Origin of the sequence: Cellulomonas sp. IC4_254 (assembly GCF_011603975.1) — a bacterium.
Taxonomy (GTDB): Bacteria; Actinomycetota; Actinomycetes; order Actinomycetales; family Cellulomonadaceae; genus Cellulomonas.
In genome coordinates, this window is sequence record NZ_JAANNB010000017.1 from 1 (window position 1) to 24670 (window position 24670).

General features: G+C 76.4%; 26 protein-coding genes. 19 read left to right on the forward strand and 7 right to left on the reverse strand.

Going from position 1 to position 24670, the window contains the following annotated elements:
* The 5 genes from G6556_RS03240 to G6556_RS03260 form a co-directional block, all read left to right on the forward strand.
* On the forward strand, window positions 1–891 hold an 891-nt coding region (locus G6556_RS03240), incomplete at its 5' end, for a sugar ABC transporter permease (protein ID WP_205692963.1).
* Window positions 881–1807, forward strand: coding sequence for a carbohydrate ABC transporter permease (locus G6556_RS03245; RefSeq protein ID WP_166938572.1), 927 nt, complete (start codon window positions 881–883; stop codon window positions 1805–1807). The genes G6556_RS03240 and G6556_RS03245, both read left to right, overlap by 11 nt.
* Window positions 1808–1957: 150 nt before the next feature.
* Complete coding sequence (locus G6556_RS03250) at window positions 1958–2995, forward strand: LacI family DNA-binding transcriptional regulator (protein ID WP_166938618.1); 1038 nt, start codon at window positions 1958–1960, stop codon at window positions 2993–2995.
* A 113-nt stretch (window positions 2996–3108) separates the two neighbouring features.
* Window positions 3109–4149: an LLM class flavin-dependent oxidoreductase gene (locus tag G6556_RS03255; protein WP_166938574.1), complete on the forward strand. Its 1041-nt coding sequence runs from the start codon at window positions 3109–3111 to the stop codon at window positions 4147–4149.
* Window positions 4146–4865, forward strand: coding sequence for an NAD(P)-binding domain-containing protein (locus G6556_RS03260; protein WP_166938576.1), 720 nt, complete (start codon window positions 4146–4148; stop codon window positions 4863–4865). Before G6556_RS03255 ends, G6556_RS03260 begins: the two co-directional genes overlap by 4 nt.
* Window positions 4866–4949: 84 nt before the next feature.
* On the opposite strand, the gene G6556_RS03265 is transcribed toward G6556_RS03260, so the two are convergent.
* Both G6556_RS03265 and G6556_RS03270 read right to left on the reverse strand, forming a co-directional pair.
* Window positions 4950–6251, reverse strand: coding sequence for a glycosyltransferase (locus G6556_RS03265; RefSeq protein ID WP_346774695.1), 1302 nt, complete (start codon window positions 6249–6251; stop codon window positions 4950–4952).
* Window positions 6248–7330 (reverse strand): hypothetical protein, encoded by a 1083-nt coding sequence (locus tag G6556_RS03270; RefSeq protein ID WP_166938577.1) that lies wholly within the window; start codon window positions 7328–7330, stop codon window positions 6248–6250. The genes G6556_RS03265 and G6556_RS03270 overlap by 4 nt, the downstream gene beginning before the upstream one ends.
* A 116-nt stretch (window positions 7331–7446) precedes the next feature.
* Between G6556_RS03270 and G6556_RS03275 the strand changes: the two genes are divergently transcribed.
* From G6556_RS03275 to G6556_RS03290, 4 genes are read left to right on the forward strand one after another with little or no spacing between them, the layout of a single operon-like run.
* Window positions 7447–8595, forward strand: a complete 1149-nt coding sequence (locus tag G6556_RS03275; RefSeq protein WP_166938579.1) for a glycosyltransferase — start codon at window positions 7447–7449, stop codon at window positions 8593–8595.
* Window positions 8592–9710: a glycosyltransferase gene (locus G6556_RS03280; protein WP_166938581.1), complete on the forward strand. Its 1119-nt coding sequence runs from the start codon at window positions 8592–8594 to the stop codon at window positions 9708–9710. The genes G6556_RS03275 and G6556_RS03280 overlap by 4 nt, the downstream gene beginning before the upstream one ends.
* Window positions 9707–10729 carry a glycosyltransferase gene (locus G6556_RS03285; RefSeq protein ID WP_166938582.1) on the forward strand — a complete coding sequence of 341 codons (1023 nt, stop codon included), beginning with the start codon at window positions 9707–9709 and terminating at the stop codon, window positions 10727–10729. The genes G6556_RS03280 and G6556_RS03285 overlap by 4 nt, the downstream gene beginning before the upstream one ends.
* A complete protein-coding gene (locus G6556_RS03290) occupies window positions 10726–11532 on the forward strand; it encodes a glycosyltransferase (protein ID WP_166938584.1) in 807 nt (268 codons plus the stop codon). The genes G6556_RS03285 and G6556_RS03290 overlap by 4 nt, the downstream gene beginning before the upstream one ends.
* Window positions 11533–11679: 147 nt before the next feature.
* Here G6556_RS03290 and G6556_RS03295 read toward each other — a convergent pair whose 3' ends face one another.
* On the reverse strand, window positions 11680–12933 hold the full coding sequence (locus G6556_RS03295; RefSeq protein WP_166938586.1) for a glycosyltransferase family 4 protein: 1254 nt from the start codon (window positions 12931–12933) through the stop codon (window positions 11680–11682).
* Between the two features lie 151 nt (window positions 12934–13084).
* On the opposite strand from G6556_RS03295, the gene G6556_RS03300 reads away from it, so the two are divergent.
* Window positions 13085–14593 (forward strand): alpha-N-arabinofuranosidase, encoded by a 1509-nt coding sequence (locus G6556_RS03300; protein WP_166938587.1) that lies wholly within the window; start codon window positions 13085–13087, stop codon window positions 14591–14593.
* A 75-nt stretch (window positions 14594–14668) separates the two neighbouring features.
* Here the strand turns inward: G6556_RS03300 and G6556_RS03305 are convergent, their stop codons facing one another.
* Both G6556_RS03305 and G6556_RS03310 read right to left on the reverse strand, forming a co-directional pair.
* On the reverse strand, window positions 14669–15220 hold the full coding sequence (locus G6556_RS03305) for a GNAT family N-acetyltransferase (RefSeq protein WP_346774696.1): 552 nt from the start codon (window positions 15218–15220) through the stop codon (window positions 14669–14671).
* Window positions 15217–16053 (reverse strand): HAD-IB family hydrolase, encoded by an 837-nt coding sequence (locus G6556_RS03310; RefSeq protein ID WP_346774697.1) that lies wholly within the window; start codon window positions 16051–16053, stop codon window positions 15217–15219. Before G6556_RS03310 ends, G6556_RS03305 begins: the two co-directional genes overlap by 4 nt.
* 34 nt (window positions 16054–16087) lie before the next feature.
* Between G6556_RS03310 and G6556_RS03315 the strand changes: the two genes are divergently transcribed.
* Complete coding sequence (locus G6556_RS03315; protein ID WP_166938589.1) at window positions 16088–16378, forward strand: glutaredoxin family protein; 291 nt, start codon at window positions 16088–16090, stop codon at window positions 16376–16378.
* A 9-nt stretch (window positions 16379–16387) separates the two neighbouring features.
* Entirely contained in the window at window positions 16388–17086 is a 699-nt protein-coding gene (locus tag G6556_RS03320; protein ID WP_166938591.1) for a redox-sensing transcriptional repressor Rex, read from the forward strand.
* A gap of 144 nt (window positions 17087–17230) precedes the next feature.
* Here the strand turns inward: G6556_RS03320 and G6556_RS03325 are convergent, their stop codons facing one another.
* Entirely contained in the window at window positions 17231–17788 is a 558-nt protein-coding gene (locus G6556_RS03325; RefSeq protein WP_147795374.1) for a YceI family protein, read from the reverse strand.
* A 136-nt stretch (window positions 17789–17924) separates the two neighbouring features.
* Here G6556_RS03325 and G6556_RS03330 point away from each other — a divergent pair, with 136 nt between their 5' ends.
* The 6 genes from G6556_RS03330 to ccsB all read left to right on the forward strand — a co-directional run bounded on the left by G6556_RS03330 (window position 17925) and on the right by ccsB (window position 23550).
* Window positions 17925–18470 (forward strand): MarR family winged helix-turn-helix transcriptional regulator, encoded by a 546-nt coding sequence (locus G6556_RS03330; RefSeq protein ID WP_166938592.1) that lies wholly within the window; start codon window positions 17925–17927, stop codon window positions 18468–18470.
* A gap of 63 nt (window positions 18471–18533) precedes the next feature.
* Complete coding sequence (locus G6556_RS03335; protein ID WP_166938594.1) at window positions 18534–19190, forward strand: histidine phosphatase family protein; 657 nt, start codon at window positions 18534–18536, stop codon at window positions 19188–19190.
* Window positions 19187–19813: a TlpA disulfide reductase family protein gene (locus tag G6556_RS03340; RefSeq protein ID WP_166938596.1), complete on the forward strand. Its 627-nt coding sequence runs from the start codon at window positions 19187–19189 to the stop codon at window positions 19811–19813. Before G6556_RS03335 ends, G6556_RS03340 begins: the two co-directional genes overlap by 4 nt.
* Complete coding sequence (locus G6556_RS03345; RefSeq protein ID WP_166938597.1) at window positions 19813–20718, forward strand: cytochrome c biogenesis protein CcdA; 906 nt, start codon at window positions 19813–19815, stop codon at window positions 20716–20718. The genes G6556_RS03340 and G6556_RS03345 overlap by 1 nt, the downstream gene beginning before the upstream one ends.
* A 1-nt stretch (window position 20719) precedes the next feature.
* Complete coding sequence (locus G6556_RS03350) at window positions 20720–22435, forward strand: cytochrome c biogenesis protein ResB (RefSeq protein ID WP_166938599.1); 1716 nt, start codon at window positions 20720–20722, stop codon at window positions 22433–22435.
* Between the two features lie 5 nt (window positions 22436–22440).
* Window positions 22441–23550 carry a c-type cytochrome biogenesis protein CcsB gene (gene ccsB, locus G6556_RS03355; RefSeq protein WP_166938601.1) on the forward strand — a complete coding sequence of 370 codons (1110 nt, stop codon included), beginning with the start codon at window positions 22441–22443 and terminating at the stop codon, window positions 23548–23550.
* A 274-nt stretch (window positions 23551–23824) separates the two neighbouring features.
* Here ccsB and G6556_RS03360 read toward each other — a convergent pair whose 3' ends face one another.
* Complete coding sequence (locus G6556_RS03360; RefSeq protein WP_166938602.1) at window positions 23825–24211, reverse strand: PLDc N-terminal domain-containing protein; 387 nt, start codon at window positions 24209–24211, stop codon at window positions 23825–23827.
* 139 nt (window positions 24212–24350) lie between these two features.
* Between G6556_RS03360 and G6556_RS03365 the strand changes: the two genes are divergently transcribed.
* Window positions 24351–24659: a DUF4229 domain-containing protein gene (locus G6556_RS03365; protein WP_166938604.1), complete on the forward strand. Its 309-nt coding sequence runs from the start codon at window positions 24351–24353 to the stop codon at window positions 24657–24659.
* Window positions 24660–24670 lie beyond the last annotated feature (11 nt).

The window sequence follows — 24670 nt, forward strand, 5'->3', positions numbered from 1 at the left end:
CGCAGCCGCGGCCGCCGCGAGGGCAGCGGCTGGCCGTTCGTCATCCCGTTCGTCGTGATCGCCGTGCTGTTCCTGGTGGTCCCGACCCTGTGGGGCCTGGGTCTGAGCTTCACCGAGCAGTCGCTGATGGGCAACGGCGGCTGGGTCGGGCTCGACAACTACGCCGAGGCGTTCGGCGACCCCGTCATGTGGTCCACCCTGGGCAACACCGTGGCGTTCACGCTGATGAGCACGATCCCCCTGGTGGTGATCGCGCTGGCCATGGCGCTGCTGGTCTACACCGGGCTCCCGGGCCAGTGGGTCTGGCGGCTGGCGTTCTTCGCGCCGTACATGCTGCCCGTCGCGGTCGTCGTGCAGATCTGGGTGTGGCTGTACCAGCCCGAGATCGGCTTCTTCAACTACTGGCTCGACCGGCTCGGGCTGGACAAGGTCGGCTGGCTGACCGACCCGAGCGTCGCCATGTGGTCGATGGCCCTGCTGACGCTCTGGTGGACCGTCGGCTTCAACTTCCTGCTGTACCTGTCGGCGCTGCAGGCCATCCCGGACCAGATGTACGAGGCCGCGGCCCTCGACGGCGCGGGCGCCTGGCGCCGGCTGTGGTCGATCACGCTGCCCCAGCTCCGGTCCACGACCGTGCTGATCACCGTCCTGCAGGTCCTGGCGTCGCTGAAGGTGTTCGACCAGATGTTCATCGCCTTCAACGGCGGCAGCGGGCCGGACGGCGTGACCCGGCCGATCCTGCAGTACATCTACGACACCGGGTTCACCGGGTACCGGATGGGCTACGCCTCGGCGATGTCCTACATCTACTTCGCGCTCATCATCGTGGTCGCCGTCGGGTTCCAGGTGCTGACCACCGCTCGCCGGAAGGAGCAGCGCCGTGGCCGTTGACACGCTCACCGCCCCCGCGACGGGCGGGTTCCGCCGCGCCTACGCGGAGCGCCGGGAGGAGAACCGCCGCACCCGCAGCCTGGTGCTCGGCCGCAGCAGGGTCGCCACCGTGCTGTCGGTGGTCCTGCTCGTGCTGCTCGCCCTGTCCTGGCTGCTGCCGCTGCTCTGGGCCGTGGACACCTCGTTCAAGACCGAGGCGCAGGCCCAGTCGGTGCCGCTGCAGTGGTTCCCCGACGGCGGGTTCACGCTGGAGAACTACCGCACGGTGTTCGCGCGCGGCGAGGTGCCGCGCTGGATGGCGAACACCCTGCTCGTCGCCGGGTCGGTCACGGTCCTCACCGTCGCGGCGTGCGCGCTCGCCGGCTACGGGTTCGCCCGCACCCGGTTCCGCGGCAAGAACCTGCTGTTCGCCGGCACCATCGCGCTGATCGCGGTCCCCGGCCAGATCCTCATCGTGCCGCTGTTCCGGCAGATGGAGGCCCTGGGCTTCGTCGACACCTACCAGGGCGTGATCCTGCCCCAGCTGGTGGCGCCGGTGATGGTCTACATCTTCAGCAAGTTCTTCGCGGAGGTGCCGCAGGAGATCGAGGACGCCGCACGGGTCGACGGGGCGGGGCACTGGCGGACGTTCTGGTCCATCGTGCTGCCGATCTCCCGGCCCATCGTGTCGGCGGTCGCGATCTTCGTGTTCATCGGCGCGTGGAACAACTTCCTGTGGCCGTTCATCGTCACCAACAACCCCGACCTGATGACCCTCCCGGTCGGCCTGTCCACGGTGAAGAACGCCTACGGCACGATCTACGCGCAGACCATGGCCTCGGCCGTGATCGCCGCCCTGCCGCTGATCCTGCTGTTCATGCTGTTCCAGCGGCAGATCGTCAAGGCGGTCGCCACCACCGGCCTGGGCGGCCGGTGACGCCCGGGTCCACCCCGGACGCATGACCCGCGAGCCGCGCCGCGCCCCTACGCTGGGGCGCGGCGCGGCGCCGTCCGAGGGGTCGACCGTGCGCGACGTGACCGAGGAGGTGGGCCGGTGACCGCCAAGCGGCGCCAGGCGGGCGTGACCATGCAGGACGTCGCGGCGCTGGCCGGGGTGTCCATCAAGACGGTCTCGAACGTCATCAACGGGTACCCGTACATCCGCCCGGGCACCAAGGAGCGCGTCGAGGCCGCCATCGAGCAGCTCGGCTACCGGGTGAACCTCTCGGCCCGGAACCTGCGCCAGGGCCGGACCGGGATGATCGGGCTGGCGGTGCCCGAGCTGAGCCTGCCGTACTTCGCCGAGCTCGCGGACTCCGTCATCCGGGCCGCCGAGCGCCGCGGCGTGATCGTCCTCATCGAGCAGACGAACGCCAGCCGCGAGCGCGAGCTCGAGGTGCTGCACGGCCAGCGCCGGCACCTGACCGACGGGCTGATCTTCTCCCCGCTCGCGCTGGGCACCGAGGACCGCGCGGCGTTCGCGGTCGACTTCCCGATGGTGCTGCTCGGCGAGCGGATCTTCGGCGGCCCGGCCGACCACGTGACCATGAGCAACGTCGAGGCCGCCCGCGCCGCGACCCGGCACCTCGTCGAGACCGGCCGGCGCCGGATCGCGCTGCTCGGGTCGCACGCGGGCGAGACCGTCGGCAGCGCCGCCCTGCGCCAGCGCGGGTACGAGCAGGCGCTCGCGGAGGCCGGCCTGCCGCTCGACCCGGCGCTGATCGGCGAGGCGGGCCGGTGGCACCGGTCGACCGGCGCCGCGGCGATGGCGCGGATGCTCGACGCCGGCACCGAGATCGACGCCGTGTTCGGCCTCAACGACGCCCTCGCGATCGGCGCGCTGCACGTGCTGCACGACCGCGGCGTCGCGGTGCCGGAGGAGGTCGCGGTCATCGGCTTCGACGACATCGAGGACGCGGCGTACGCGTCCCCGCCGCTGTCGTCGGTCGCCCCGGGGCGGGAGCAGATCGCGCAGACCGCCGTCGACCTGCTGCTCGCCCGGGTCGCCGGGACGGCGCCGCCGGAGCACGTCGAGGTCATCACGGACTTCGAGGTGGTCGCGCGGGAGTCGACGGTGGGCGCCGCGGTGCGGGCCGCGGTGCCCGCGCGCACGGTCGTCGCCTGAGGGGTCGGGCGCTCGCGCGCCCCCGGCGCCGGGCCGGAATCCCGACGGGTAGTTGATTGTTCAACGGAAGCCGCGCACGATGGGTGCCGACGACGACCCGGGAGGACCCCGTCATGACCGCCCTGCAGCTCGGCCTGGACACCTTCGGCGACCTGCCGACCGACGACGCCACCGGGCGCCTGCTCACGCACCCCGAGGCGATCCGCCGCGTGGTGGACGAGGCCGTGCTCGCCGACCAGGTCGGCCTGGACGTCATCGCGCTCGGCGAGCACCACCGCCCGGACTTCGCGCTGTCCTCGCCCGAGACCGTGCTCGCGGGCATCGCCACCCGCACCGAGCGGATCCGGCTCGCGTCCGGCGTCACCGTGCTCAGCTCCGACGACCCGGTGCGCGTCTTCCAGCGGTTCGCGACCCTCGACGCGCTGTCCGGCGGCCGCGCGCAGGTGATGCTGGGCCGCGGGTCGTTCACCGAGTCGTTCCCGCTGTTCGGGTTCGACCTGCAGGACTACGAGGTCCTGTTCGAGGAGAAGATCGAGCTGTTCTCCCAGCTGCTCCGCGAGCAGCCGGTCACCTGGTCGGGCAGCACCCGCGCCCCGCTGACGGACGCCGACGTCTACCCGAAGACCGCCGGCGCCCTGGAGACCTGGGTCGGCGTCGGCGGCTCGCCGCAGTCCGTGGTCCGCGCCGCGCACTACGGGCTGCCGCTCATGCTCGCGATCATCGGCGGCGAGCCGGACCGGTTCCGCCCGTACGTCGACCTGTACCGGCGGGCGACCGCCCAGCTCGGCACTCCCGAGGGCCGGGTCGGGGTGCACTCGCACGGCCTGGTCGCCGAGACCGACGAGGCCGCGCTCGAGGCGTACTACGGCCCGTACAAGCAGATGCGCGACGCGATCGGCGCGGACCGCGGCTGGCCGCCGCTGCGCCGCGCGGAGTTCGACGCGGAGGTCCAGCACGGCTCGTTGTACGTCGGCTCGCCGGAGACGGTCGCGCGCAAGATCGCCCGCACCGTGCGCGGCCTGGACGTCAGCCGGTTCGACCTGGTCTACACCGGCGGGCCGCTGAAGGTGAGCGACCGGCTGCGCGCGGTCGAGCTGTTCGGCAGCCGGGTCGCCCCGATGGTGCGCGACCTGCTGGCGGGGGACGTCGCGTGACGAGCCGGGGGACGGTCGGCATCCTCGGGGCCGGCAAGGTCGGCACCGTGCTCGCGCGCCTCGCGGTCGCCGCCGGGTATGACGTGGCGGTCGCCGGCTCCGGTGACCCGGAGCGGATCCGGCTGATCGTCGAGGTCCTGGTGCCCGGCGCCCGGGCCGTGGACGCGGCGGAGGCGGCGCGGGCGGACCTCGTGGTGCTCGCGCTGCCGCTCGGCCGGCTCGGCGAGGTGGCCGAGCGGGTCGGGGACGTGCTGGCCGGCCGGCTGGTGGTCGACGCCATGAACTACTGGTGGGAGACCGACGGCGAGCGCCCCGACCTCGCCGACCCCGCGGTGGCGACGAGCGTCCTGGTGGCCGAGGCCCTGCCGGGAGCGCGGCTGGTCAAGGCGTTCAACCACATGGGGTACCACGACCTCGACGAGGGGCCGCTCCCCGCGGGGACGCCGGGCCGGCGGGCGATCGCGGTCGCGGCGGACGACCCCGCGGCCGCGGCCGAGGTGGCGGTGTTCGTGGACGCGCTCGGCTTCGACCCGGTGCCCGCGGGCTCGCTCGCGGACAGCGTGGCGCTGCAGCCGCACGCCGAGGCCTTCGGTGCGAACGAGGACGCCGGGACGCTCGCCGCGGTGCTGGCCCGGTTCCCGACCACGGAGCGCGGCGAGGTCGTGGCGGCGGCACGGGCGGCCCGCACGGCCGCGGCGGTGGACGCCGCGGGCTGACGACGTCCGGGTGGAGCGTTCTGCCCGACACGCCCCGGCGTGTTCGGCAGAACGCTCCACTCCTGCCCACCGCGGCCGGGCGGGTCACCAGCCGCCGAGGTAGGCCTCCAGGTCCGGCTCCTCGGTAAGCGGGTCGAGGCCGTCGGCCGGGGTCGTCGCGCGCGGGAACAGGTCGTCGCGGCCCCACCGGCGCTCGCGGGCCCGGGCCCGGCGGGACACCACCCGGAGCAGCGGCGCGCCGTCCGGCCCGAGCAGGGCGAGCTCGCCCAGCCCGTCCGCGGCGACCCGCTCGACGGCGGCGGTGAGGGCGTCCGGCGTGGTCGCGCGCAGTGGGCGGTCCAGGACGACGTCCAGGCGGACGCGGTCGTACCGGTCGCCGCCGCCCGGGCCCGCGGGCTCGCCCGGCGCCGGCTCGGCGCCCGGCAGCGCCGCCAGCACCGAGTCGACGGACACGAACCGCTGCGCCGCCGACACCTCGTCCGGCGGGTGCACCAGCACGTCGACCCGGCCGGACGGCAGCCCGCGCGGCCGGGACCCGGGCACGGGCACCAGGTCCGCGAGCCGCAGCGCCTCGGCGTTCTTCGCCGCCCGGGACGCCTCGTCGCGGCCGGACCAGTCCGGCCCGTCGTGCCAGGCGACCGCGTCCGGGACGTGCGCGAGCACCGCACCGGCCAGCCAGGCGCGGTAGGCCCACTCCCAGTCCTCGCCGCCGTAGGCCGAGAACCCCTCGTCGAACCCGCCGACGGCGGCGAACAGCGTCCGGCTGCACGCCGCGACGGCGCCGATCACGTACCGGTACGACCGGTCGTCGGCGTCCAGCAGGTCCCGGCTGCGCCGGTAGGCGTCGGCGAGCCAGGCGGGCTCCGGCAGCTCCCGCTCCGGGCCGAGCCGCTCGACCGGCGCGTCCGCGGGCGCCCCGGCGAGGTCGGCGTGCCGCCGACGGCCGACGGCGACGCAGTCCGGCGCCAGCGCGGGCAGCCGCGCGATCGCCCGCAGGTACCCGGGCTCCGGAGCGGTGTCCGCGTCGAGGAACACGAGCACGTCCCCGGTCGCGGCGGCGGCCCCGGCGTTGCGCGCGGCGGCGACCCGGAAGCCCCGGTCCTCCTGCCGCAGCAGCCGGACGCCGCAGGGCACCCGCGGCGGCACGGGCGAGCCGTCGTCCACCACGACGACCTCGGTCCGGTCGGCCGGGTGGTCCTGCCGGGCGAGGGCCGCCAGCGTCCGGTCGAGCTCGGCCTGCTGGTCGTAGTGCACGACGACGACCGAGACCACCGGCGGCACCTCGGGGACCACGCCGTCGAGCAGGTCCCACCGGTTGCCGGGCAGCGGCCGCCCCGCCGGGTGCGGCGCGCCGGGCGGGTGCGGGGCGTCGGGCGGCGGGGTCACGCGGCGGCCCCGTCGGTCGCGCCGGCGTCCTCGGCCCACCACGCGAGGTAGGCCGCGGCGGCGTCCGCCAGCGTCGGCGCGAGGGACGTCCCCGCAGGGAGCTGCGTCGCCCCGGGGTCGGCCCAGACCCGGGCGAGGTGCGCGGGCAGGTCCGCGGGCGGGTAGAGCGTCAGCGTGCCCGGGCGCAGCGCGGCCATCTCGCGGGCGTACCGGGAGTCGACGACCAGCGGCCGGCGACCCGCCTCGCCCCAGTCGAGCAGCGTGCGCGACGCCGACAGGTGCCGGTGCGCCGCGACCGGGACCCCGGGCCCGCGCAGCGCCGCGTGGAACGCGTCGTCGGCCAGGCCGCCCGTCACCCGCAGCGCCACGCCGCGGGACCCGGCCTCGGCGCGCAGCCGGTCGACCTCGTCCTCGTGACCGGGCGACGGCCCGCCGACCGCCACGACCGCGACCTCGCCGGGCGGGGTGCCGGCGGCGCGGAGCAGGTCGGCCGCGTCGGCGACAGCCCGGACGACGTCGTCGTGGCCCTTGCCGGGGTAGAGGAAGCCGGCGACGAGGGCGACCAGCGGCGCCCCGGCGGGGTCGGGGGCGGCCGCAGCGGCGGCCTCGGCGTCCGGGTCCGTGACGGCCGACCCCAGCGGCACCACCCGCGCGTGGCCGGCCGCCAGCACGCCGTGCTCCGCCAGCAGCAACGCCTCGTGCCGGCTGTTCACCGCGACCCCGGCCGCCGCCGCGGCGACCCGCGCGTACGCGGCCGTGCGCCGGGGCAGGTTCCGCGGGCCGTCCGACTCCTGCGGGACGTCGTGCAGCGTGACCGTCAGGCGGCAGGCCGCCGCGAGCCGTTCCACCAGGTCGGCGGCGGCGTCGGGGGAGGACCCGAGCAGGCGGTCGGTGACGTGCAGGTGCGCGCGGTCCAGCCCCTCCGCCACGGCCGGCAGGTCGGCGGGGTCGTCGACGCGCAGCACCCGGGCGCCCGCGTCCAGGTCGCGGACGTGCGCCGCGAGGTCCCCGGCGTACCGGACGACCCCGTGCCGCGGCGGGCCGGTGAGGAGGAGCGCGGGGGTGTCGGACCTGGTCATCGCGGCAATCGTGGTCGAGTCGCGGGAAGGCGGCAACCGCGCGACACTCTGGGCACCACCGCGACGCAGCGCTGCTCGGGGACCGGGCGGCGCGCCCGTGACGACGAGAGGACCGCATGTCGCAGCTCCTGGCACCGACCGCCGCCGCCGCGTCACGGTCCACGAGCCGCACGGTCCGGGTCGCGGCCGTGCCCGCCGGCCACCCCTACGTCGCGCGCGTCACCGCGGCGGACGGGCTCCAGGTGCTGCCCGACCCGACCCCGCCGGGCGCGGAGCCGGGGCGGTGGTGGCCGCCCGTCGTGCTCGACCCCGCGTGGGTCCGCGCGCACGCCGCCGAGGCCGACCTGCTGCACGTGCATTTCGGCACCGAGTCGTTCGCCCCCGAGCACCTCGCCCGCACCCTGGCCGCGGCGCACGAGGCCGGCTGGCCGGTGGTCCTCACCGTGCACGACCTCGAGCACCCGCAGCTGACCGACCAGGCGGGGTACCGCGCGCAGCTCGACGTCCTGGTGCCCGGTGCCGACGCCCTGGTCACGCTGACCCCCGGCGCGGCGGCGGAGATCCGGGCGCGCTGGAGCCGGGACGCCCTGGTGGTGCCGCACCCGCGGCTGCTCGGCGACCTGCCGCCCGCCGCCGACGCGGTGGCCCCCGCCCCCGGTGACGAGCGCGTCGTCGGCCTGCACCTCAAGGACCTCCGCCCGAACGTCGACGCCCCGTCCGCCGCCCGGGCCCTGCTCGCCGCCGTCGCGGACCTGCGTGCGTCCGGCCTGCCGGTCCGCGCGGAGGTGCGGCTGCACCGGCACGTCCGGGACGAGGCGGCGCGCGCCGAGGTCCGCGCCCTGTGCGCCGCGGCGGACCCGGCGGTGGTCCGGCTCGTCGAGCACGACCGGCTGGACGACGCCGCCCTCGCCGCCGCGCTCGCCGGGCTCGACGCGTGCGTGCTGCCCTACGCGCACGGCACGCACTCCGGCTGGCTCGAGCTGTGCTGGGACCTGGGCGTCCCCGTCGCCGCGCCGGCCGTGGGCTACTACGACCAGCAGCACCCCGACGGCTCGGTCGCGACGTCCGGGCCCGTCGGGGACGGCGCGGGCCTCGCGGGGGCGCTGCGCGACCTGCTGCGGTCGCCGGCGGCGACCCGCCCCGGGACCCCGGCGCGCGCGGCGCTGGTCCGCGACCGCCGCGACCGCCGGCTCGCCGAGGACCACGTCGCCGCCGAGCGGCACGCCGCGCTGTACCGCTCGCTGCTCGCCGGGGAGGCCCGGTGACCCGTCCGCCCCTGCGCGTGGTCGTCGTCGCGCCCCTCCGCTTCCCGATCCGGCAGCCGCACGCCGGCGGTCTGGAGTCGGCCGTCTGGAACGAGGTCCGCACGCTGCGCGCCCGCGGGCACGAGGTGTCGCTGATCGCGGTGCGCGGCTCCGACTTCCTGGACGGCGGCCCGGCCGAGTTCGCGCTGCCGACCCTCGACTGGCCCGAGGGCGCCCGCGCCACGGACTCGCACTACCCCGACGCCTACCTCGAGCGGTCCGTGCCGGCGCTCGACCGCGCGCTCGACGTGATCGCCCGCGACCCCGCGCGGTACGACGTCATCTCCAACCACTGCCTGCACGGTCTGCCGCTGCGGCGGGCCGCCGGCCTCGGCGTGCCGATGGTCTCGACCCTGCACACGCCGCTGGAGCCCGAGCTGGTCGACGCCGCCGCGCACGCCCGGGGCACCCGGTTCCTCGCGGTCAGCGCGCACACCCGGCGCGAGTGGGCCCCGGTCGTCGACGCGACCGTGCTGCCCAACGGGATCGACGCGGCGGACTGGCCGTTCGGGCCCGGCGGCGACGGCCTGGTCTGGTCCGGGCGGCTGGTCCCGGAGAAGGCGCCGCACCTGGCGATCGAGGCGGCCCGGATGCTGGGGCGCGAGCTGACGATCGCGGGCCGCGTCGGCGACCGGGAGTACGCCGAGCAGCACGTGCTGCCGCACGTCGGGGACGGCGTCCGGTACGTCGGCCTGCTCGACCAGCCGGCCCTCGCGCGCCTCATCGGCCGCAGCGCGTGCGCCCTGGGGACGCCCGCCTGGGAGGAGCCGTTCGGCCTCGTCGGCCCGGAGGCGCTGATGTGCGGCACCCCCGTCGCGGCGTTCGGCGCCGGCGGCATCCGGGAGATCGCGCGCACGGCGACCGGCATGTCGGCCGTGCCGCGCGGGGACGTGGCGGCGCTCGCGGAGGCCGCGGAGCGGCTGGCCACCCGCGGGGCGGCGGAGCCGGGCTTCCGGGTCCGGGTGCGCGCGTCGGCGCGCCGGCACTACGGCCTGGACACCCGGGTCGACGCCCTCGAGCGGGTGTTCCGCTCGCTGGTCGCCCAGCGCGACGCCGGCGCGGAGCTGATCGCGTGAGCCGCCCGACCGTGGCCTGGTACGTGCACCACCACGGGTCGGGGCACCTCGGCCGGCTGCGCGCCGTCGCCCCGCACCTGGACGCGGACGTCGTCGCGCTGAGCTCGCTGCCCGCGCCGCCGGACCTGCCCCCGCACGTCGACTGGGTGCGGCTCGACCGCGACGACGAGCCCGACCCCCGCACCGGGCGGCGCCCCGCCGAGGCCGACCCCGCCGCCGGCGGCCTGCTGCACTGGGCGCCGCTGCTGCACCCCGGCCACCGCGGCCGGTTCACGCGGATCGCCCGGGAGCTCGACGCGCGCGGCGCGGCGGCCGTCGTGGTGGACGTGTCCGTCGAGGTCACCGTCCTCGCGCGGCTGCTCGGCGTCCCGCCGGTGCTGGTCGCCCAGCCCGGGGTGCGGGACGACGAGCCGCACGCCCTCGGCCTGCGCGCCGCCGCCCGGGTGCTGGCGCCGTGGCCCGCCGACGTCGTGCCCGCCCCGCACCTGGAGCCGGTCCGGGACCGCGTCGTGTTCACCGGCGGGATCAGCCGGTTCGACGGGCGCGAGGTCGCCGACGGGGACCGCGAGGGCGTGCTCGTGCTCGGCGGCCGGGGCGGCTCGGGCGTGACCGCCGAGCACGTCGACGCCGCCGCGCGCGCCACGCCCGGGCACCGGTGGACGTCCCTCGGCGCCGGCGGGACCTGGTCGGACGACCCGTGGCGCGAGCTCGCCGCCGCGGGCACCGTCGTGTCGTTCGCCGGCCAGAACTCCGTGGCGGACCTCGCGGTCGCCGGCGCGCGGGCCGTGGTCGTCCCGCAGGACCGGCCGTTCGACGAGCAGGCCGTCACCGCCCGCGCCCTCGGCCGGGCCGGGCTCGCGGTCGTCGAGCCCGCGTGGCCGGAGCCCGGGCGCTGGCCCGAGGTGCTGGCCCGCGCCGAGGCGCTCGACCCGGACTGGTCGGTGTGGGAGACGGCGGGCGCCGCCGCGCGCGCCGCCGAGGCGATCGCCGACGTGGCCCGGGGCCGGGGTGCGTGGTGACCGGCCGCCCGGCGGTCGTGACGCTGTGCTCGGCGCCGCGGGTCGACCACCTGCGCCGCCAGCTCGCCGCGGTCCGCCGCCACCCCGGGGTGCTCGTCGTCGTGGTGTGGGTCGGCGACGACGAGCCGCCGGCCCTCGACGCCGACGCGGTGCTCCGGGTGCCGCCCGGGCCGGACGGCCTGCGGCTGGCCGCGGCGCGGAACGCGGGCGCGGATCGCGCCGTCGCCCTCGGGGCCGACCTGCTGGTGCTGCTCGACGCCGACTGCGTGCCCGGGGCCGACCTGCTCGACCGGTACGCCGCCGCGGCCGCCGCGCACCCCGACGCCGTGCTCTGCGGGCCGGTCACCTACCTGCCGCCCGGCGCGGTCGTCGACGACCCCGCGGCGCTCGCGGCCGCCACCGACCCGCACCCGGCACGGCCGGCACCGGCCTCGGGCGAGGTGCTGGTCGCCGCCGACGACGAGTACGACCTGTTCTGGTCGCTGTCGTTCGCGCTCACCGCGGCGCGCTGGGCCGACGGACCCCGGTTCGACGAGGGCTACCAGGGCTACGGCGGCGAGGACACCGACTTCGGCTACGCCCTGCGCGCGGCCGGGGTGCCGCTGGCCTGGGTCGGCGGGGCGCACGCGTACCACCAGCACCACCCCACGAGCAGCCCCCCGTGGCAGCACCTCGACGACGTGCTGCGCAACGGCGCCCGGTTCGCGCGCCGGTGGGGACGGTGGCCGATGGAGGGCTGGCTGCGGGCGTTCGCCGAGGCGGGCGCGGTCCGCTGGGACGGCACCACCTGGCACCGCGCCTGACCCGCGCCTCTACCCGCCCGCCCGTCGGCTCGCGCCCGGCCGCCGGCTCGCGACCGCCCTCCGGCTCACGAGTGCCCATGAGACACGTCGAGTGCCTATCCCGCGGATAGGCACTCGACGTGTCTCGTCGACCCTCGCCAGGCGGCGTCAGCCGCGCGGGGGGCCGAGGAGGGCGTCCGCGGCGTCGAGCAGGTCGGCGGCGACGGGGTCGGCCGTCCACCGGTCGGCGCCCGCCGCGGCGCGCGCCCCGAGCGTGGCCGCCAGCACCGGGTCGGTGAGCAGGCGCAGCACCGCCTCCGCCAGCGCGGGCGGGTCGGCCGGCGGCACCATGAGGCTGTCCTCGCCGTCGGTGCAGAAGTCGTCGTAGCCGCTGCCGGTCGTGACCACGACGGCGCCGCCGACCGCCTTGGCCTCCAGCGCGGCGTTGCCGAACCCCTCCCACCGGGACGGGCAGGTGGTGACCGCGGCCTCGCGGATCGCCCGGTACAGGGTGTCGTCGTCCACGTGCCCGAGCCAGGTGACCCGGTCCCGGGCCTCCGGGGGCAGCGCGGCGAGCAGCGCCGGCCGGTCGGGCTCGAACCGCCGGTCCCCGCTCGCCCCGGCGAGCACCAGGCGCGCCGTCGGGTGCCGGCGGGCGACCTCGGCGAACGCCGCGAACGCGTCGGTGACGCCCTTGCGCCGCTCCAGCCGGCCGAGGAACAGCACCACCGGCGCCCCGTCGTCAGGCCAGCCGGCCGGCAGCCCCGCCGACCCGGCCGCGTGCCGCACGTGCGCGACGTCGATGCAGTTGCGGACCACCCGCGCGGGCGGCAGGCCCCGGAACGCCGCCTCGGTCCAGCGCTGCATGGCCCGGGAGATCGGCACCAGCCCGGCCGAGCGCCGCACCTGCCGGTCCTCGAGCCGGCTCTGCGCCGCGACCACCGCGCCGCCGCGCAGCCCGAACGACCGGGGCGTGAAGCCGGCGACCTCGTTGGCCAGGCGGGTGCTGGTCGCCAGGTTGGTCAGCAGCGGCGCGCCGGCCGGCAGCCCGACCCCGAGCGCGGCCCACTCCGGCAGGAACACCCGGTCGTAGGCACCCTCGCGGTACGCCCGGCGCACGGCGGCGGCGCGGGCGAGCAGGGCGGGCACCCGCGGGCGCGGCGGGCGGACGTGCCCGACGAGCCGGACCCCGCCCAGGTCGGCGTCGGGCAGCAGGGGGCCGTCGGCGAGCACCAGCAGGTCGACCGCCGCACCCCGGCGCACGAGCGCGGGCAGCAGCGAGGCGTAGTGCCGGCCGATGCCGCCGGTGTACGGGGTGAGCCCGGCGTACTCGGTGGTGGCCACCAGCCACCGCCCGCGGGTCGGGCGCGCGCCGGGCGCGGCGGGGCTCGCGGGGGTGCTGGCGTGCAGGTCGGAGGCCACGCCCCATGCTCGCCGACGGCGCGACGGCCCGCCCGTCGACGGCGTCGGACCCGGTACGGCGGGCGCGGCGCGGCGGTTGACGCGCTCCGGCGTCGGCGGGCACGATCGCCGTACAACGATGGAGGACGTCAGCGAAGGAGCTGCGCACGCCATGACCACGGTCACCCTCACCCTCGACCCGGCGTTCCGCGTCGGGCCGGTCCGCCGCCGCACGTTCGGTGCCTTCGTGGAGCACCTCGGCCGCTGCGTCTACAGCGGCATCCACGACCCGGAGCACCCGAGCGCCGACGCCGACGGGTTCCGCGGCGACGTCATCGACCTGACCCGGGAGCTCGGCGTCTCGACCGTCCGCTACCCGGGCGGCAACTTCGTGTCCGGCTACCGGTGGGAGGACGGCGTCGGCCCGCGCGACCAGCGGCCCCGCCGGCTCGACCTGGCCTGGCACTCCACCGAGCCGAACCTCGTCGGCGTCGACGAGTTCATGCGCTGGACCCAGGCGTCCGGCACCGAGGCGATGATGGCCGTCAACCTCGGCACCCGCGGGGTCCAGGAGGCCCTGGACCTGCTGGAGTACTGCAACGTCAAGGGCGGCACCGCGCTGTCCGACCAGCGGCGCGCCAACGGCGCCGCCGAGCCGTACGACATCAGGCTCTGGTGCCTCGGCAACGAGATGGACGGCCCCTGGCAGATCGGGCACAAGACCGCGCACGAGTACGGCCGGCTCGCCGCCGAGACCGCCCGCGCCATGCGGATGATCCAGCCCGACCTGGAGCTCGTCGCCTGCGGCTCCTCCGGCGTGCCGATGCCGACGTTCGGGCAGTGGGAGCAGACCGTGCTCTCCGAGACCTACGAGCACGTCGACATGATCTCGGCGCACGCGTACTACGCCGAGGAGGACGGCGACCTCGGGTCGTTCCTGGCGTCGGCCGTCGACATGGACCACTTCATCGACTCGGTCACTGCGATCGCCGACGGCGTGCGGGCGCACAAGAAGGTCGCCAAGCGGATCCACATCTCGTTCGACGAGTGGAACGTCTGGTACCAGCAGCGCGCCGAGTCGGTGCCGCCGTCGGGCGACGACTGGCCGGTCGCACCCGTGCTGCTGGAGGACAAGTACAACGTCGCCGACGCCGTCGTGGTGGGCAACCTGCTCATCTCGCTGCTCCGGCACACCGACCGCGTGCACTCGGCGTCGCTCGCCCAGCTGGTCAACGTGATCGCGCCGATCATGACCGAGCCCGGCGGCCGCATCTGGCGGCAGACGACGTTCCACCCGTTCGCGCAGGCGTCGCGGTACGCCGTCGGCGAGGTCCTCCAGGTCGCGATCGACGCGCCGACCTACGAGACCGCCAAGTTCGGCGACGCCCCGCTGGTCGACGCCGTGGCGACCCGCGACCCCGAGTCCGGTGCCGTCGCGCTGTTCGCGGTCAACCGCTCGACCACGGAGACGGTGACGCTCGAGGTCGACACCCGCTCGATCCCCGGGCTCCGGGTGCTCGGCGCCACCAGCCTGTCGAACCCGGACCACACCTGGGTCGCCACCGCCGACGACGACACCGCGGTGCTGCCGCGGGACAACGACACCGCGACCGTCGACGGCGGTCGGCTCACCGTCCAGGTGCCGCCGGTGTCGTGGAACGTGGTCCGGCTCGGCGCCTGAGGGCGACGCCCGCCGTCTCCGCCGCCGCGGCTCCTGGTCGCGGCGGCGGGGGCCGGCGCGGACACCCGGGCGCCGTCAGAGCGCCTGGTGCAGGACCAGGTCGTGGTGCCGCTGGTCGCCGACCTGGAACGTGCGCTCGCCGACGACCTCGAAGCCGGACCGCCGGTAGAACGCCTGCGCGCGCAGGTTCTCGCCGTTGACGCCGAGCCACACCCCGGCGGCGTCCCGGGCGCGCGCGGCGTCCAGGCTGGCGGCCATCAGGGCGCCGGCCACGCCGCCGCCGTGCCGGCCGGGCAGCACGTAGCACTTGCTGAGCTCGACGGTCGGGCGCAGCGGGACGACGGCGGCCACCTCGGCGGCGTACGGCTCGCCGGCGACCAGCATCGTGTAGCCGACCAGCTCGCCGTCGGCGTCGGCCACGAGCAGGTCGCGCGTCGGGTCGGCGAGGTAGGCGGTGAAGTGCTCCGGCGTGAGGTGCGCGGCGATGAACGCGGCGTGGTCCTCGGGGGTCGACGACGGCGGGCACGCCAGCGGGAACGTGGCGGCGGCCAGGTCGGCCAGCGGGCCGGCCTCGTCGGCGCGGGCCGGGCGGACCACCGGAGCGGTGGGGGCGTCGGCGGCGGTCACCGGCCGCCCCAGCGGGCCCGGATCGCTCGCCGTGCCGTCCGCACGACCAGCCCGAGCACCCACACCGAGCCGGCGACGGTGGCCGCGTCCACCCCGCGCCGGGTGGCGTTGCGGCGGCCGCGGAACTCGCGCATCGGCCAGCCGACCTCGGCGGCGTGCTTGCGGAGCCGGCCGTCCGGGTTGATCGCGCACGGGAAGCCGACCTCGGACAGGATCGGCACGTCGTTGGTGGAGTCGCCGTAGGCGAACGACCGCTCCAGGTCCAGGCCCTCGCGCTCGGCCAGCGCCCGGACCGCCTCGGCCTTCGCGCGGCCGTGCAGCAGGTCCCCGACCAGGCGGCCCGTGTAGAAGCCGTCCTTGTGCTCGGCGATCGTGCCGAGGGCGCCGGTGGCGCCGAGCCGCCGGGCGATGATGTCGGCGATCTCGACCGGCGTGGCCGTCACCAGCCAGACCTCGTGCCCGGCGCGCAGGTGCTGGTCGAGCAGGCGCTGCGTGCCGGGGAAGATCCGCAGGGACAGGACCTCGTCGTAGATGTCCTCGGCGATCGCGACGACCTCGGCGACCGAGCGCCCGTGCATGATCTCGAGCGCGCGCTGGCGGACCTCGTCGATCTGCTGCCGGTTCTCGCCGAACGTCAGGTAGCGGATCTGGTGCACCGCGAACCGGACGATGTCCGAGCGCTTGAAGAAGTCCCGGCGGTACAGGCCGACCGCGAGGTGGAACGAGCTCGCGCCGCGGATGATCGTGTTGTCCACGTCGAAGAACGCGGCCACGCGCCCCGTCGGCGCCGTGGGCACGGGCGCGCCGGTCGGGGGCTCGGTGGGCTCGGGCACGCCGCCACTGTAGTCATCGACCTACGCTCGTGCCGTGCCGACCCCGCCAGCCGAGACCCCGCCCCGCGTCGTCCTCTACTCCCGCGCGGGCTGCCACCTGTGCGACGCCGCGCGCGACCTGGTCGCGTCCGTCGCCGCCGAGCACGGCGAGCGCTGGGTCGAGGTGGACGTCGACGCCGACGGCACGGCGCGCGACGGGCGGTCGCTCGCGGCGGCGTACGGCGAGCTGCTCCCCGTCGTGGAGGTGGACGGCGTGCGCGTCGGCTACTGGCAGATCGACCCCTACCGGCTCGTCGACGCCCTGAGGGGGGCCCCGCAGGCCTAGGCTGTCGCCGTGCGAGCCCTGCCGCCGACCACCGTCGCCCGCCTGCCGGGATACCTGCGCTCCCTCGGCGGTCTCGCCTCGGAGGGCGTGACCACCACGTCGTCCGACCAGCTCGCCGAGCTCGTCGGCGCGTCCCCCGCGCAGCTGCGCAAGGACCTGTCGTACCTGGGCGCGGGCGGCCGGCGCGGCGTCGGGTACGAGGTGGACCACCTGCGGCGGCAGATCGCCCAGGCCCTCGGCATGACCGAGGAGCGCCGGGTCGTCATCGTCGGCATCGGCAACCTCGGGCACGCCCTCGCCACCTACTCGGGGTTCGCGGACCGCGGGTTCGTGCTCGTGGGCCTGTTCGACACCGACCCCGCCCTGGTCGGCACCGAGGTCGGCGGGCACGTCGTGCAGCACGTCGACGGCCTCGAGCGCGTGGTCGAGCAGCAGGAGGCCAGCGTGGCGATCGTCGCGACGCCGGCGTCCGCCGCGCAGCCCACCACCGACCGGCTCGTCGCGGCGGGCGTGACCGGGGTGCTGAACTTCGCGCCCCGCACGGTCCGGGTGCCCGACGGTGTGGACGTCCGCGAGGTCGACCTCGGGTCCGAGCTGCAGATCCTGGGCTTCCACGCGCGCCAGCGCTCGGGGGCGGCGGCCGAGCCGACCCCGGCGCGGACCCCGGAGCCCGAGCCGCAGCCCGAGCCGGTCCCCGCCGCCGACTGACCCGCCCCGCGGCGGCTGGCCCCGGACGCACGAGAGGGCCCGGTCGACCGCGGCAGGGGGTGCGCGGTCGACCGGGCCCTCACGTGCGCCGCCCCCGGCGTGCGCGGCAGGCGCGCGCCGGGGGCGGCGGGGTCGTGCGGAGGCTCAGGCCTGCTTGATGGCCGAGACCTCGAGGTTGATGACGACCTTGTCGGACACCAGGACGCCGCCGGCCTCGAGGGCCGCGTTCCAGGTGATGCCGAACTCCTTGCGGGAGATGGTCACCGAGGCGGAGAAGCCCGCGCGCTGGTTGCCGAACGGGTCGGTGGCCGCGCCGCCGAACTCGGTGGCGAGCTCGACCGTCTTGGTCACGCCGTTGATGGTGAGCTCGCCGGTCACGACGTAGTCCTCGCCGTCCGCGGCGACCGAGGTCGAGGCGAAGGTCCACTCGCCGAACTTCTCCAGGTCGAAGAAGTCGGTCGAGCCCTTGAGGTGGCCGTCGCGGTTCGCGTCGCCGGTGGCGATGGTCGACGGGTCGAGCGAGGCGGTCACGCCGGAGAGCGTGAGGTCCTCGGCGACGGTGATGGTGCCGGAGGTCACCGCGACGGTGCCGCGGACCTTGGAGATGCCCGCGTGGCGGACGGTGAAGGACGCCTCGGTGTGCGAGGGGTCGATCGCCCAGGTGCCGGCGGTGAGGGCGGTGGGGAGCGTCGTGGTCGACATGGGTGCCTCCTGCGAAGTATTGGTTGAAGCATCAACTGCGGTTAGTTGAGATTTCTACTACAGTGGGGCTCGCTGCGCAAGGGCTGTGGGACGATCGGGCGGCGACGTCACGCAGGGGCGCGGGAGGAGGACGGCGATGAGCACCACGACCACCGGCACGACCAGGGCGGATGCACCGCGGTCGCACGACGACGTCCGCTGGCTCACGGCGGACGAGCAGCGCGCCTGGCGCGCCTACCGCGACGGCACGGCCCGGCTGCTCGACGTGCTCGCCCACGAGCTCGAGCAGGACTCCGGGCTGTCCCTCGGCGAGTACGAGGTGCTGGTCCGGCTGTCCGAGGCCCCGCAGCGCACGCTCCGGATGTCGGAGCTCGCCGGGGAGCTCGCGCACTCCCGCAGCCGCCTCACGCACACCGTCCGCCGCATGGAGGCCGCCGGCCTGGTCGAGCGCGCGCCCTGCCTCGAGGACGCCCGCGGTGTGAACTGCACCATGACGGAGACCGGCTGGCGTCGCCTGGTCGACGCCGCGCCCGCGCACGTCGAGTCCGTGCGCGCGCACCTCGTCGACGTGCTCTCGCCGGTCCAGATGCAGGCCCTGGGCGACGCTATGGCCGCCGTCGGCGCCGCGCTGCAGGCCGGCTGCGCCCAGGTCGAGGCCGACGCGGCGGCCGCCGGGGGCTGATCCGGACCCGCCCCGCGCCCCCGCGCGGTCCGACCACCCAGCCGGGTTTGCGAGACTGACCCCATGGTCGCCACCACCATCCACCTCATGCGGCACGGCGAGGTGCACAACCCCGAGGGCGTGCTCTACGGACGGCTCGACGGGTACCACCTGTCCGAGCGGGGCCGGGAGATGGCCGAACGCGTCGCCGCGCACCTCGCCGGACGCCTCGACGGGCCGCGCCGCGACGTCACCGCGCTGTTCGCGTCGCCGCTGACGCGCGCGCAGGAGACCGTCGCCCCGATCGCCGCGGCACTGGACCTGCCCGTCACCACCGACGAGCGGCTGCTCGAGGCCGAGAACCGGTTCCAGGGCCTGACGTTCGGCGTCGGCGACGGCTCGCTGCGGCACCCGCGGCACTGGCCGCTGCTGGTGAACCCGTTCCGGCCGTCCTGGGGCGAGCCGTACCGGCAGCAGGCCGGGCGGATGCTCGCGGTCGTCGACGCCGCGCGCGAGGCCGCCCGCGGGCACGAGGCCGTGCTGGTCAGCCACCAGCTGCCCATCTGGGTCACCCGGCTCGCGCTGGAGGACCGCCGGCTGTGGCACGACCCGCGCCGCCGGCAGTGCTCGCTCGCGTCGCTGACCTCCCTGACCTACGAGGACGACCGCCTGGTGCGCATCGGCTACACCGAGCCCGCGGCCGACCTGCTGCCCGGCGCCTCGGCCGTGGCGGGCGCGTGACCACCCGGGGCGGCGCCCGGTCGCGGGCCCGGCGCGCCGCGGCGGCCGCCGTCGCGCTCGGCGCCGCGCTCGCGCTCGCCGCGTGCTCCTCCGGCGGCGGCTCCGGCTCGGACACCGACGTCGCCGACCAGGGCTACGTGTCCGGTGACGGCTCGTTCACGCAGTGGGCGGTCGCGGACCGGCAGGGCCCGGTCGAGGTGGCCGGCTCCGACTACGCCGGGGACGCCGTCGACATCGCCGACTGGCGCGGCGACGTCGTCGTGCTGAACACCTGGTACGCGGCGTGCCCGCCGTGCCGGGAGGAGGCGCCGGACCTCGTCGACATCGCGAACGAGTACGCGGACGCCGGCGTGCACCTGCTCGGCATCAACGGCGTCGACGACGCCGGGGCGGCCGAGCCGTTCCAGACGACCTTCGACGTGCCGTACCCGAGCATCGACGACCGCGACAAGCAGGCCATCGCCGCGCTGCAGGGCATCGTGCCGATCCAGGCGACCCCGACGACGGTCGTGCTCGACCGGGACGGCAAGGTCGCCGCGCGGATCGTCGGGCTCGCCGAGGGCTCCACGCTGCGCGCGCTGATCGACGAGGTGCTCGCCGAGGACGGCGGGGGCTCCGCGTGATGCTCGCCGACGTCGGGGACTCGTTCGCTCACGCGGCCGCGTCGGGCTCGCTGCTCGCGGCCGTCCCGGTGGCGCTGCTCGCCGGGCTGGTGTCGTTCGCGTCGCCGTGCGTGCTGCCGCTCGTCCCCGCCTACGTCGGCTACCTCGGCGGCATGTCCGCCGCCACCGCGCCGGGGAACGCCCGCGCGCCGCGGGTGCGGGCCGCCGCGACGGGCGGGACGACGCTCGACCTCGCCGGCGCGCTCCCCGCCCAGCCCGCGCTGACCCGGCCCGCCGCGGCGGACGACGCCCAGGGCGCCCCGGCCCCCGCGGCGCCGTCCCGCGGGCGGCTCGTGCTCGGCGTCCTGCTGTTCGTCGCCGGGTTCACCGCGGTGTTCCTGGCGTACGGCTCCCTCGCCGGGTCGCTCGGGTCCTTCCTGCTGCGCTGGCAGGACCCCGTGTCGCGCGTGCTCGGCCTCGGCGTGATCGTCATGGGCCTCGCGTTCCTCGGGCTCGTCCCGTTCCTCGAGCGGGACAACCGGCGGGTCCTCGCGCCGCGTGCCGGCCTCTGGGGCGCGCCCGTGCTCGGCGTGACCTTCGGCATCGGCTGGACGCCGTGCATCGGCCCGACCCTCGCGGCGATCCTCCTGCTGTCCCTCGACGGCGGCTCGGCTGGCCGCGGCGCGCTGCTCGCCCTCGCGTTCTGCGTCGGCCTCGGCCTGCCGTTCGTGCTCGTCGCCCTCGGTCTCCAGCGCAGCCGGCGGGCCCTCGACTGGCTCGCGGCGCACCGGCTCGCGGTCATGCGCGTCGGCGGCGGCCTCCTGCTCCTGCTCGGTGTCGCGCTGGTCACCGGCCTCTGGTCCGCGTGGGCGGGCTGGCTCCAGGGCCTGCTCACCGGCGCCGAGCCCTTCGTCCCGGCGGTGTGAGATGACGCGCGACCCCCAGACCACCGAGCCCTCGCCCCGCGGGTACACCCCCGAGGGGCTCGAGGACGCGTTCAGCGCCGGGCAGCAGCCCCCCGCAGGCGGCTCCGGCACCCCCGGGAGCGCCGGCGGCGCACCCCAGCTGCCGTCGCTCGGCGTCGTCGGCTGGCTGCGCTGGGCGTGGCGGCAGCTCACCTCCATGCGCGTCGCCCTGCTGCTGCTCATGCTGCTCGCCGTCGCGGCCGTCCCCGGCACGGTGTTCCCGCAGCGCGCGCAGGACCCCGACAAGGTCGCCACGTACCTGTCCGACCACCCCGACCTCGGGCCGCTGCTCGACCGGCTCGGGTTCTTCGGCGTGTACTCGTCCGTCTGGTTCTCGGCGATCTACCTGCTGCTGTTCGTGTCGCTCGTGGGCTGCATCCTGCCGCGCAGCCGCACCCACCTGCGAGCCATGCGCGGGCGCCCGCCGCGCGCCCCGCGCCGGTTCGACCGGTTCCCGGCCCAGGCGTCCGCCGAGCTCGACGGCACCCCCGAGGAGGTCGCCGAGCGCGCCGCCGCCGCCCTGGGCGGGCCGCGCTGGTGGCGCCGGTTCCGGGTCGACGTCCGCGACGAGGGCGGCGGCGTCCGGAGCGTCGCCGCCGAGCGCGGCTACCTGCGCGAGACCGGCAACCTCGTGTTCCACCTGGCGCTCGTCGGCCTGCTCGTGTCCGTCGCGACCGGCCAGCTGCTGCACTACCGCGGCCAGGCGATCATCGTCGAGGGCCGCGCGTTCGCGAACACCCAGAGCGACTACGACACCTTCGAGGCCGGCTCCGGGTTCAGCGCGTCGTCGCTGGAGCCGTTCTCGATGCGGCTCGACTCCTTCGACTCGTCCTTCGACCCCGACACCCTGCAGTCCCGCGACTTCACCGCGCACGTGACGATCACCGAGCCGGGGTCCGAGGGCGTCCAGGAGCGGATCAAGGTCAACCACCCGCTCGACGTCGCCGGCGCCAAGGTCTACCTGCAGGGCAACGGCTACGCCCCCCAGGTCACCGTCCGCGACCCCGAGGGCACCGTGACGTACTCGGGTGCGGTGCCGTTCCTGCCGCAGGACACCGTCTACACCTCGCAGGGCGTCATCAAGGTGCCCGACGTCACCTCCGGCCCGCAGATCGGCCTGCAGGGCGTGCTGCTGCCGACCGCCCAGCAGGTCGCCGACGGCATCTACCGGTCCGTGGACCCGCAGCCCACCGACCCGCTGCTCGCCCTCGCGGTGTGGACCGGCGACCTCGGCCTGGACGACGGCATCCCGCAGAACGTCTACCAGCTCGACGAGACCGGCCTCACCCAGGCGGTCGACGACGACGGGCTGCCCGTCACGCTCTACCTGCGCCCCGGCGAGACCGTGGACCTGCCGGACGGGCTCGGCACGCTGACCTTCGACGCGCTGCCGCGGTTCGTCGCCCTGGACCTGCGGCACGACCCGTCGCTGGCGTGGGTGCTGACGTTCGCGCTGCTGGCGTTCGCGGGCCTGGCGACGTCGCTGTTCGTGCCGCGCCGGCGGGTGTGGCTGCGCCTGCGCCCGGGGGACGAAGGTCCCGGGTCAGGCCGTACAGTGGTCACCGCCGCCGCGCTGGCGCGCGGCGACGACGTGGGCCTGCAGGCGGAGCTCGACCGGGCGATGGACCGGCTCCGCGGAGCGGACGTCGACGGGCCCACCGGCCGGACCGGAAGGTAGACGACATGGCAATCGGCGACATCAGCACCCTCCTCGTGTGGGGGGCGGCGACCGCGTTCACGATCGCCCTGATCGCCTACACGTCCGCCCTGGCCCGGCTGGCCGAGGCCTCCTCGGCCGAGCACCGCGCCGAGCGCGCGGCCAAGGTCGCCGCCGCCAAGCAGGCCCGCGCCGCGGCGCGCGAGACCGTCGGCGCCGGCGGCCCCTCCGGCCTGGTGGTCCCGGCCGACGCGGTCGACGACGCCGCCCCGCGGTCCGGCCGCATCGACGACGCCGAGCCCGAGCGCCCCATGACCGCGCCGTCGGCCACCACCGGCATCGCGCGCACCACCACCTACCTCGGCATCCTGCTGCTGGGCGTCGGCATCGTGCTGCGCGGCGTCGCGGCCGGCCGCTGGCCCACCGCGAACATGTACGAGTTCACGCTCGTCGGCACGTTCGTCGCCGCCGTCGTGCTGGCCGTCGTGCAGCGGAAGCGGGTCGTCCCGTTCCTCGGCGTGGTCGTCATGGGCATCGGCGTGCTCGCCCTGGCTCTCGGGCTGCTGGTCTTCTACGTCCAGGCCGACGCCGTGCAGCCCGCGCTGCAGAGCTACTGGCTGATCATCCATGTGGGCGTCGCCATCGCCGCCACCGGCATCTTCACCGTCGCGTTCGCCACCTCCGTGCTCCAGGTCCTGCAGGACGGCCGCGAGACCGGCCGCTCGCACCTCGACCACCCGTGGCGCTCCGCCGACGGCCTGCGCCGCTCGCTGGCCCGCTGGCGGGTCACCGGGCCCGCCTGGTCCTGGCTGCGCACCGTGCCGTCCGCCCGCCGCCTGGAGGCGCTGTCCTTCCGGCTCAACGCCATCGGCTTCGTGCTGTGGACGTTCACGCTCATCGGCGGCGCCATCTGGGCCGAGCACGCCTGGGGCCGGTACTGGGGCTGGGACCCCAAGGAGGTCGGCACCTTCGTCGCCTGGGTCGTGTACGCCGCGTACCTGCACGCCCGCACGACCCGCGGCTGGGCCGGCCGGAAGGCGGCGTACTTCGTCTACGTCGGCTACGCCGTGGTGCTGGCGAACTTCACCGTCGTGAACCTGTTCGTCACCGGCAAGCACTCGTACTCCGGCATCTGACCCCGCCGGCGCCGCTGCGAGGCGCGCGGCCGGTGTCGCCACGAGTCGCGCGGCCGGTGTCGCCACGAGTGGCCCGTCCCGCGTGCCCGGTGTGAGGCCTGCCCTGATCCCCACCCGGAAGTCGCGCGCCCACCCGGACGATCGGTGCGCGGCGCGACGATCGGTGGGGGACGAGCGGGCGCGTCAGACGTGACGGTTCCGCGTCGGCCGGTCGGCCGGTCGGCCGGTCGGCCGGCGTGGCGGCCTGGCGGTCGGGCGGGCCGACCCGAGGCCGTCAGCCGCGGGCGCCCTCGTCGGGGACGTCGCCGTTCGAGCCGTCGCCGGCGCCGTTCTCCCGCTCACGGCGGCGGCGCTCCTGGTCGAGGCGCCACAGGAACTCGGGGTCGTCGTCGGGGGCGACCGGGCCCGGACGACGGGGGCCCGAGCCGCCCGGGACGCCGGGACCGGGGTGGCGGCCCTGCGCCGAGCCGGCCCCGCCGGTGGCGGCCTGCGCCCGGCTGCTGAGGATCCACGCCAGCGGGCCCGCGATCGGGACCAGCGCGATGAGGAACCACGCGCCCTTCGGCAGCCCGCGGCGGGCGCGCTCGTCGCTCGTGGCGATGTCGGCGAGGGCGTACACCGCCAGGCCGATGATCACGAGGAAGAACAGCGCGCGAGCCATGCTCCACCCTAACCAGCGCGCGCACACCGACCCCGCCCCGGGCCGGGTGATCGCGGGAACCCCCACGAGGTCGTCACATCCGGCCGCGCTCCGCCGGGCCCGGGTCGGACCGTCCCCGGGATCGGCCTACCCTGGACCCGTGCCCGTCGTGACCTACTCGCTGCTCCGTCTCGCCCTGCTCGTCGTGTGCCTGGTCGGCCTCGTGCTGGCCGGCACGGGCTGGCTGCTGGGCGTCGTCGGCGCGGCGCTGCTCGCGGCGCTGCTGTCCTACGTGCTGCTCCGCGGCCCGCGCGACCGGGCGGCGCTGTGGCTCCAGGCGCGCTCCGAGGCCCGGGGCGACCGCCCCCGGCTGTCCCGCACCGCCACCGCGGACGCCGCCGAGGAGGACGCCGCGGTCGAGGCCGCCGAGCGCGAGTCCCGCACCGACGGCTCCCGCGCCGAGGGCTGACGCCCCCGCGC